This window comes from Phytoactinopolyspora endophytica, assembly GCF_004138495.1.
GTDB lineage: Bacteria > Actinomycetota > Actinomycetes > Jiangellales > Jiangellaceae > Phytoactinopolyspora > Phytoactinopolyspora endophytica.
The window spans coordinates 160,684-168,462 of record NZ_ML142856.1 but is presented as its reverse complement, the minus strand read 5'-3'; the positions used below and the strand labels follow the sequence as shown (position 1 = coordinate 168,462).

Sequence of the window (7,779 nt, the reverse complement as noted above, 5' to 3'; positions counted from 1 at the left end):
TGACCTCTGACGTTGTGAGCCGTCTATTGCGCGCCGTGGTAGGCATTGCTATGGTACCAGCACCCTAGGGTGCATATAAGCACCCTAGGGTGATTGTGCCGGTGTGGCAAACGGCTCGACGTAGTCAGCACTTGGAGGCATGGAGATGGGCAGACACAGCACCACAGGCATGAGGGCGGGTGCGCTCGCTACTGCGGCGATATTGGCGCCCGTGGTCGGCTGCGGCGATGGAACCGGCGGCGGTGGAGCCGGCGGCGGTGGTGAGAGCGGAGGCTCGATCACGGTACTGATGGAGGACATCTCCTATACCGACAATATCGCCGAGATGCTCCCCGAGTTCGAGGAGCAGACTGGGATCGAGGTCAATATCGAAACCGTTCCATACAGCGACCAAGCTGGGCGGATCCTGCAGGAGTTCGCGCAGCAATCGTCGTACTTCGATGTCGTCTTTACCGACAATGTCTATGGCAGTGGCTATTTCGACTCCTCTTTCATCCAGGATCTGACGCCATACGCGGAGGCGAATGCGGAGTTCGTCTCACTCGATGAGTTCTACGAGCCCTATCTGGCGCCGATGACGACAGATGACGGAGCGGTGTACGGCTTGCCTATCTACGGTGAGAGCACCTTCCTGATGTATCGGACGGACCTGTTCGACGAATACGGAATCGACGGCCCGCCCGAGACGACCGAGGAACTCCTTGATGCTGCCCGCACTGTCCAAGAGGGATCTGGTGGTGATGTCGTCGGCATCACCATGAGGGGCGCGCCCGGAATCCAGAGTGTCTATCCGTGGGCGGGCATGTTGCGCTCTTTTGGTGGTGATTTCTTCGACGAGGATGGCGTCATCGCCATCGACAGCCCGGAAGCTGTCGAAGCCACGGAGTTCTGGTCCGAACTGTTGAGAGAGTACGGTCCCAGTGGGGCTGCGAACTTCGACTGGGAACAGAACCGGGTCGCCTTTACCCAAGGCGGAGCGGCGATGACGGTCGACGCGACTGCGAACGGGCCATTCAACGAGGACCCGGAAGCATCAACCGTAGCCGGAAATGTCGGGTATGCGGCGATTCCGTATGCGCCGGGAATGGAGCCCGGGGAGAACACCAACAACTCCCTCAATGTCCACGCGTTATATCTGAGCTCGTTCAGCGAGAACCCCGAAGCCGCTTATGCCTTCATGTCGTGGGCATCCAGCGAGGAGGTTCAGTCCAACGCCGTCGCAACCACTGAAGCGGTGGGTGTGACCTTGAGGTCGGTGTTGACCGGTGAAGCGTACGCCGAGAAGTACGGGGCTTTCCAGGAGGCTGTGCTTTCTCAGCTGGAAACCGGCAACGTTGCCTACCTGCCCAGCGGACAGGACGCGAACACGATCATTGTGGAGACCGGCCAGGCGCTCTCCACTGTGTTGTCCGGTCAGATGGACGCCGAATCGGCATTGCGTCAAGCCGCCGCGAACATCGCTCGGCAAACCGGGGCGTAGCGCGTGTCCTCTGACACATCGATCCCGCGTGTCGCGGATCAGCGTAGCCGCAACCTCAGCTCCAATGACGGCCGTTCGAGGGGTGGGCGAAACAAAAGCCGGTGGGCCCGCTGGTCGTTGATGCTTCCGGCGGCCCTGGTGCTGGTTCCCTTCGTCGTCGTTATCGTGCTGCAGGCGCTGAAGCTCTCCGTGCACGGAGAGAACCTGATCCGCCCGGAGACGGCCGGCGACTTTGTGGGACTGGACAACTACACACGCGCGCTCAACGACGAGACGTTGCTGCAATCTATCCGGGTCACGGTGATCTATGTCGTGATCGGTGTCACGGTTCAGATGCTGCTCGGGGTGGCGATCGCGCTGCTGATGCACCGTCGGTTCCCGGGCAAGCCGCTGGTGCGGGCCCTCATCCTCATCCCGATGGTGCTGACCCCCGTAGTGGCCGGCCTGACCTGGCGGCTGCTGATGGATCCGACCTCGGGCACGATCAACTACGTCCTAGGAAGCCTGGGCCTCGGCTCCGACCATGCCTTCCTGGCGAATCCCTCGACGGCGCTGCTTGCCGTGATCCTCGTGGAGGTGTGGCAGAACACCCCGTTTGTCGTGGTGATCGTGCTCGCCGGGCTGGAGTCGCTGGACCCCAGCCCGCACGAGGCCGCGCGAGTGGACGGTGCGTCTGGATGGCAGCTGATCTGGCACGTCACGTTGCCGTTGCTCAAGCCGGTCCTCGCGATCGTGGTGCTCTTGCGCATCATCGACGCGGCAAAGACGTTTGCCCTGGTGCAAACCATGACCGAAGGCGGACCGGGCACCTCATCACTTGCGATCAGTAGCTACGTATACCGGACCGGCTTCGAAGTGTTCGACATCGGCTACTCCACCACGTTGGCGGTGCTGACCTCGCTAGCCCTGGTTCTGCTGATCTTCCCGCTGGCCCGCCGGTTGATGGGCTTTTCGAGAAAGGTGGGCCGGGCATGAAGGCGCTCGAAGGTGTGAAGACGCTCCTGGTCTACCTGTTCCTGATGTGGTGTTTGGTTCCGGTCCTATGGCTGGTGAGCACGTCGTTGAAAAGTGATGTCGACGCGTTCAGCGCAGAGCCAGTGTGGTTCTTCACGCCACAGTGGGAGAATTACGCCACTGCCTGGACGTCCGGCGGTATGTCCCAGGCGATGGCGACCTCGACGATTGTCGCTGTCCTTTCGTCCCTGATCGGACTGTTTGCCGGGATCCCGCTGGCCTACCTGATCACGCAGGTGTGGCCGGATACCGGCAACGGTGCGCGACGGGTAGCAATGACCATCTTGTTGTTCACCACCGTGCCACCGGTCCTCGCGCTGACCCCGTTATTCCGCACCTTCGACGATCTCGGGCTGACGCGCACGCTCGTCGGAATCACCCTCATACACGCGTACTACGCAACCCTGCTGGCTGTGCTGATCCTGCGCGCGTTTCTGGTGAATTTCCCACGGGAGATCCGGGAGGCGGCGATGGTCGACGGCGCCGGTGAGTGGCGGGTGATGGTGCGGTGTGTCATGCCGAATATGACCGGTGCCATCTTCGCCACGTTCGTTCTCTCCTTGATCCAGTCTTGGAACGAGTACCTGTATGCGCTGGTGATGACCGGCGGTGACACCCAGACCGCGCCGGTACGTATCTCAGGTTTCCTGAGTTTCGTCGGTACGAACTGGTCCACGCTTACCGCGGCCGGAGTGATCGGCACCCTGCCGATCGTGGCTTTCGGCTTGCTCGCAAGAAACTACTTGGCCCGCGGGCTGTCCTTTGGAGGAGTCAAATGACCGACCGAACCAACGACATCGCACGTCCGGCTCCGGCGACTACTCGAATCCGGGTGGCGGTCGTGGGGCTGGGCGCGATCGGACAGGAACATGCCGCGATCGTGCACGGCTACCCAGGCAGTGAGCTGGCCGGAGTGGTCGAACCGCAGCCGGAGGTATGCGGGCAGGTTGCCTCACAGTACGGTGTTCCCGCGTATCCCGACATTGCCACTGTCCTTGCCGACGACGCCGTGGATGCGGTCAGCCTGTGCACCCCCGATCACCTCCACTTCGACGACGCCTGCCAAGTGATTGCCGCCGGGAAACACCTGCTGCTGGAGAAGCCGATTGCTACGACGGCGGATGAGGTCGATAAGCTCACGCAGCTGACTGAAGACGCCGAGATCGTCGCCATGCCCGGACACACCCTTCGTTTCGAACCCCGTTACCACTACGCACACTCGCTCGTCAGAACAGGTGCCCTGGGCCGCCTCTCACATGGCTACCTGCGCCGGGATAACAAGGTCGAGGTCGCGGATCGCGCGCGCGGCCGGGTGTCAGCCGCCTTCTTTCTCGGCGTCCATGACATCGACGCCCTCATGTGGATCACTGGCCAGGACATTGTGGAAGTCCAAGCCATGCAACCGGCCAGCACCGAGAGCACGGGTACCCAGAGCACAGCCGTGCTCGGCGGGCTGCGACTGGCTGATGGATCCGTGGTACAGATCGAATCCGCCTGGAACCTACCTGCAAACTTCCCCACAGAACTGGACGCCAGGTTTCGACTGGTCGGTTCCGATGGTGAGATCTCGATCGACTCCTTTGACTCAGGCATCCATGTCAGCGGCCCCACGTTTGACCTACCTATGCCTGCCGGGACGCCGATGTACGGGCGGCCGCAAGGACCGCTGGCCGTTGAGATCGAGGCGTTCATCCGCGCTTGCCGGGGTGAGATCGATCTGCCGATCACCATCCGCGAGGCCGCGAAAGCGGTCAAGGTCCTGATCGCACTCGAACATGCGGTCAGTACCGGAAGCACAGTCCCCGTAGAACCCGTTGCGCTCAACACGGTTGCCTCCGGGAGGGGATAGGTGAAAAATGCAGAGACTCTGAGGGCGATCTGTTCGGGATTGATCGTGTCCTGCCAGGCCAGACCAGGCGAGCCACTGGCGCACCCGCGGATCATGACTCAGCTCGCCAGAGCGGTGGTCAATGGCGGGGCATCCGCAGTACGGGCCGAAGGGCTGGAGAACATCCGCGCGGTAGTCCAGGGCATCGATGTGCCGGTCATCGGCCTGCGTAAGGTCGGCCACGACGGCGTATACATCACGCCGACTCTGGACGACGCGCATCAGGTCGCCGACGCGGGTGCGCACGTCGTTGCCATCGATGGAACTCGGCGGCCCCGTCCGGACGGTCTCACCTTGCAGCAAACTGTTCAGAGGCTACGTAAGAGCAGGGACGTGCACGTCATGGCGGACTGTGGCTCTCTCGGCGACGCAGAGCACGCTATCGACGCCGGCGCTGACCTGATCGGGACCACGCTGGCCGGCTACACGGGCGAGCGCCCGATAACAACAGGTCCCGACCTCGAACTGTTACGGCAGATGGTCAACCTCACCACCGATGTCCCGGTAATTGCCGAAGGCCGGTACTGGACCATAGACCACGTTCGAGAAGCAATCTGCATCGGCGCCGACGCCGTGTGCGTCGGGAGCGCCATCACGCGGCCGACGCTCATCACACGCAGATTCGCGACGGCGACGTCGAGGGTGAGCACAACGCTGCCAGCAAACCTGGAACCAGGTGATTGCTAGTCGTCTCTGCGTCTGGGTGGCTGTCTCCGTTTGACGTCGAGCGTCTGTGCCAAATTCGTGCCCCAGCTTCTCGCCTGGGAAGGGGTGATCACGCAGCGCTGGGCGATGCCGACCCGGCGACGTAGATCTCGCAGTGGCTTGGGCGACGGGTTCCAGAACGCACGCGCTCACGGCTGCGCCACCACCACTCTCTGCGCGGCGTCGGCAAGCGCGGACAGGTCGTCGTGGGGGAGGGTGGTCGTGACGATCGTCTCCGGTGCGTCGATCGGGCAGACCGAGACGAAGCACGTCGTACCGAACTTGCTGGCGTCGACCGCCGCTGTCGTGCGCTGGGAGGAGGCGTGGGCTGCACGCTTGACGGCGGCGTCCTCCGAGTTCCACTCCGAGAACCCGTGCGCGATCGAGAAGCCGCTCGCCGTCATGATGTAGTGGTCGAAGTGGTGGGATGAGAAGTACTCCACCATCTGGGCTCCGGTGATGCTGAGCTCGCCGGCGCGCACGAGGCCCGGTGGCAGGATGAGCCGCACGCTCGACGACGTGGCCAGTTCCCACGCGACCCGCAGCGACATCGGGCAGACGGTGATGTGGCGTTCGACGAGGGCGCGCGCTACCGCGATCCCGGTCGTGCCGCCGTCGAGGAGCACCGTTGTGCCGTCGTCGACCGTCTCGTCGATCCGCGCGGCGATCACCTGCTTGTCCGTCGCGTGCATTTGCTCGCGGACGGCGATGGGCGGCTCGTAGCTGCTTCCGGTGACGAGGTGCGCCCCGCCGTGGTACCGCTTGACGGCTCCGCCCGCCTCCAGCGCCTCGAGGTCGCGCCGGATCGTGATGTCCGTGACTCCGATCCGGGAGGCGAGCTCTCCGACCGATGCGGAGCCGGTCTCCTTCAGGATCGCGATGATCTCCTGCTGGCGGAGGTCCTTGGTGTTCATCATGCCCCCTATTCTCGTCGACTGCTCACGTCGCCTGCTCGAATTTGTCATTGACACGCAATTCGATCGCAATCTACGATCATTCAATCATCACAAGCGATTATATGGCATCCTAACGATCAACCTCTTCTCATGAAACGGGCACTGATGGCGAACCGCACACCCTTTGAAGACGACATCCGGCAACAGGGCGCCGCGTTGCGGCAGCTCGCGGATACCGAGCCGCTCGCCGGTCCAGTCCCGGCGTCAGCGCGCGACGACGTCGTCCTGACTGGCATGGGGTCCTCCCACTTCGCAGGCATCCCGACCTGGCGCAGGCTCGTGCGGGCGGGGCATTCAGCGTGGGACCTCGACGCCGGTCAGCTCCTGGACGCGCCCGAACTCGCCGGGACGGGCAGGACCGTCGTGGTGACGTCGCAGTCCGGGGCAAGCGGCGAGATCGTCGGGCTGCTCGACGCGCGCGATCGCGGCGCCATCGCGCCGAGTCTCCTGATCGGTGTCGTCGGCGATCAGGAGAGCCCGCTCGCGGCGCGATCCGACATCTTCCTGCCCCTGTGCAGCGGACCCGAGGCCACTGTCAGCACGAAGAGCTACCTCAACACGCTCGGCATGCACCGCCTGCTCGCCGCGGGGCTGCTGGGCGAGCGTGCCGACGGAGCGCGGGACGAGCTGCGCCGGGCGGCCGACCTCGTCGAGCGGGCGATCGCGTCGATCAATGTCGCTGATGTCGCCCGCGACGTCGCCGACCACCCGCACCGTCGGCTCGCATTCGTCGGCCGTGGCGACAACGCCGCGACCGCTCTGTACGCGGGGCTGATCACGAAGGAGGCGGCGAAGATCCCCGCCGAGGGATTTATCGGCGGGCAGTTCCGCCACGGGCCATTCGAGCTGGCGGGCGACGGCCTCACCGTCGTCCTCTTCGGATCCGCCGCGCCGGATCCCGACCGGAGCCTGCGCCGGCTCGCCGAGGACCTAGTCGAGAGCGGATCCCGGGCGGTGCTTGTCGGCGACGACGGCGTGACCGGCGCGGTGAACGTGCCGGTCGACCGCGGCTCGGGAATGCAGCAACTCGCCGTCGACGCGGTCGTCGCGCAGCTGCTTGCAGTTGAGCTCGCGCGCGCGAACGGCGTGGTTCCCGGCCAGTTCCTGTACGGCAACAAGATCACGACGGTGGTGTGACGATGACAACGGATTCCGCAGGCACCCTCCCCGAGCGCGTCGACACGCTCGTGATCGGCGGCGGCACCGGCGGCTGCGCGTTCGCGAATGTGCTCGCGAAGCACTCCGATGGCTCCCTCCTGCTCGTCGAGGCGGGACCAGACTACGGCTCGCAGAGCGACGGCGCGTGGCCCGACGACATGCTCGACGCGTGGGCGATCCCGCTCTCGCACGACTACGACATCGCCACCGCGGCTGACTCCAGCTCGCCGAGGATCGACCTGCCCCGCGCGCGGATCATCGGCGGATGCTCGTCGCACAACGGGTGCACCGCGTCGATCGGTGCCGCGTACGAGTATGACGAATGGGCGGCGCTCGCCGGGGACGAGGGCTGGTCGGCGGAGCGGGTGCTGCCGCTCCTTGAGTGGACGCGCGAGCGCTTCCGGGTGAGCCACACCACCATGGCCGAACTCACGCCCCCGCAGCGTGCCTTCGTCGAGGCGGGCAACGCGGCCGGGCTGCCGCTCGACTTCGACCTCGACGATATCGCCGCCGGTCCCGGGATCGGCCCGATGCCCGTGAACATCGTCGGCGGTGTGCGCTGGAATGCGGCGTTCGCG

The 7,779-nt window shown here is 64.5% G+C and carries 8 protein-coding genes; 7 read left to right on the top strand and 1 reads right to left on the bottom strand.

Annotation, left to right across the window (positions count from 1 at the left end):
- The first annotated feature begins 211 nt into the window (after positions 1-211).
- The 5 genes from ELR45_RS17075 to ELR45_RS17055 all read left to right on the top strand — a co-directional run bounded on the left by ELR45_RS17075 (position 212) and on the right by ELR45_RS17055 (position 5,069).
- The gene (locus ELR45_RS17075; protein WP_205856742.1) at positions 212-1,480 is read left to right on the top strand and encodes an ABC transporter substrate-binding protein; all 1,269 of its coding nucleotides are present in this window, start codon (positions 212-214) and stop codon (positions 1,478-1,480) included.
- A gap of 120 nt (positions 1,481-1,600) precedes the next feature.
- Positions 1,601-2,455: a carbohydrate ABC transporter permease gene (locus ELR45_RS17070; protein ID WP_129667472.1), complete on the top strand. Its 855-nt coding sequence runs from the start codon at positions 1,601-1,603 to the stop codon at positions 2,453-2,455.
- The gene (locus ELR45_RS17065; RefSeq protein WP_129667471.1) at positions 2,452-3,273 is read left to right on the top strand and encodes a carbohydrate ABC transporter permease; all 822 of its coding nucleotides are present in this window, start codon (positions 2,452-2,454) and stop codon (positions 3,271-3,273) included. Before ELR45_RS17070 ends, ELR45_RS17065 begins: the two co-directional genes overlap by 4 nt.
- On the top strand, positions 3,270-4,343 hold the full coding sequence (locus tag ELR45_RS17060) for a Gfo/Idh/MocA family protein (RefSeq protein WP_129667470.1): 1,074 nt from the start codon (positions 3,270-3,272) through the stop codon (positions 4,341-4,343). Before ELR45_RS17065 ends, ELR45_RS17060 begins: the two co-directional genes overlap by 4 nt.
- Positions 4,344-5,069: an N-acetylmannosamine-6-phosphate 2-epimerase gene (locus ELR45_RS17055; protein ID WP_129667469.1), complete on the top strand. Its 726-nt coding sequence runs from the start codon at positions 4,344-4,346 to the stop codon at positions 5,067-5,069.
- Positions 5,070-5,236: 167 nt separating this feature from the next.
- Here ELR45_RS17055 and ELR45_RS17050 read toward each other — a convergent pair whose 3' ends face one another.
- Positions 5,237-6,004 carry a DeoR/GlpR family DNA-binding transcription regulator gene (locus ELR45_RS17050; protein ID WP_165367860.1) on the bottom strand — a complete coding sequence of 256 codons (768 nt, stop codon included), beginning with the start codon at positions 6,002-6,004 and terminating at the stop codon, positions 5,237-5,239.
- A gap of 129 nt (positions 6,005-6,133) precedes the next feature.
- Between ELR45_RS17050 and ELR45_RS17045 the strand changes: the two genes are divergently transcribed.
- Together ELR45_RS17045 and ELR45_RS17040 are read left to right on the top strand one after the other, a co-directional pair.
- Positions 6,134-7,180, top strand: coding sequence for an SIS domain-containing protein (locus ELR45_RS17045; protein WP_129667467.1), 1,047 nt, complete (start codon positions 6,134-6,136; stop codon positions 7,178-7,180).
- Positions 7,181-7,182: 2 nt separating this feature from the next.
- A partial coding sequence (locus tag ELR45_RS17040; RefSeq protein ID WP_165367859.1) for a GMC family oxidoreductase N-terminal domain-containing protein occupies positions 7,183-7,779 on the top strand: 597 nt, incomplete at its 3' end.

Bases quoted from the DNA above. Each gene is read 5' to 3' on its own strand.
- ELR45_RS17070 (WP_129667472.1), top strand. From the start codon at position 1,601: ATGCTTCCGGCGGCCCTGGTGCTGGTTCCCTTCGTCGTCGTTATCGTG.
- ELR45_RS17065 (WP_129667471.1), top strand. From the start codon at position 2,452: ATGAAGGCGCTCGAAGGTGTGAAGACGCTCCTGGTCTACCTGTTCCTG.
- ELR45_RS17060 (WP_129667470.1), top strand. From the start codon at position 3,270: ATGACCGACCGAACCAACGACATCGCACGTCCGGCTCCGGCGACTACT.
- ELR45_RS17050 (WP_165367860.1), bottom strand. From the start codon at position 6,004: ATGATGAACACCAAGGACCTCCGCCAGCAGGAGATCATCGCGATCCTG.
- ELR45_RS17045 (WP_129667467.1), top strand. From the start codon at position 6,134: ATGAAACGGGCACTGATGGCGAACCGCACACCCTTTGAAGACGACATC.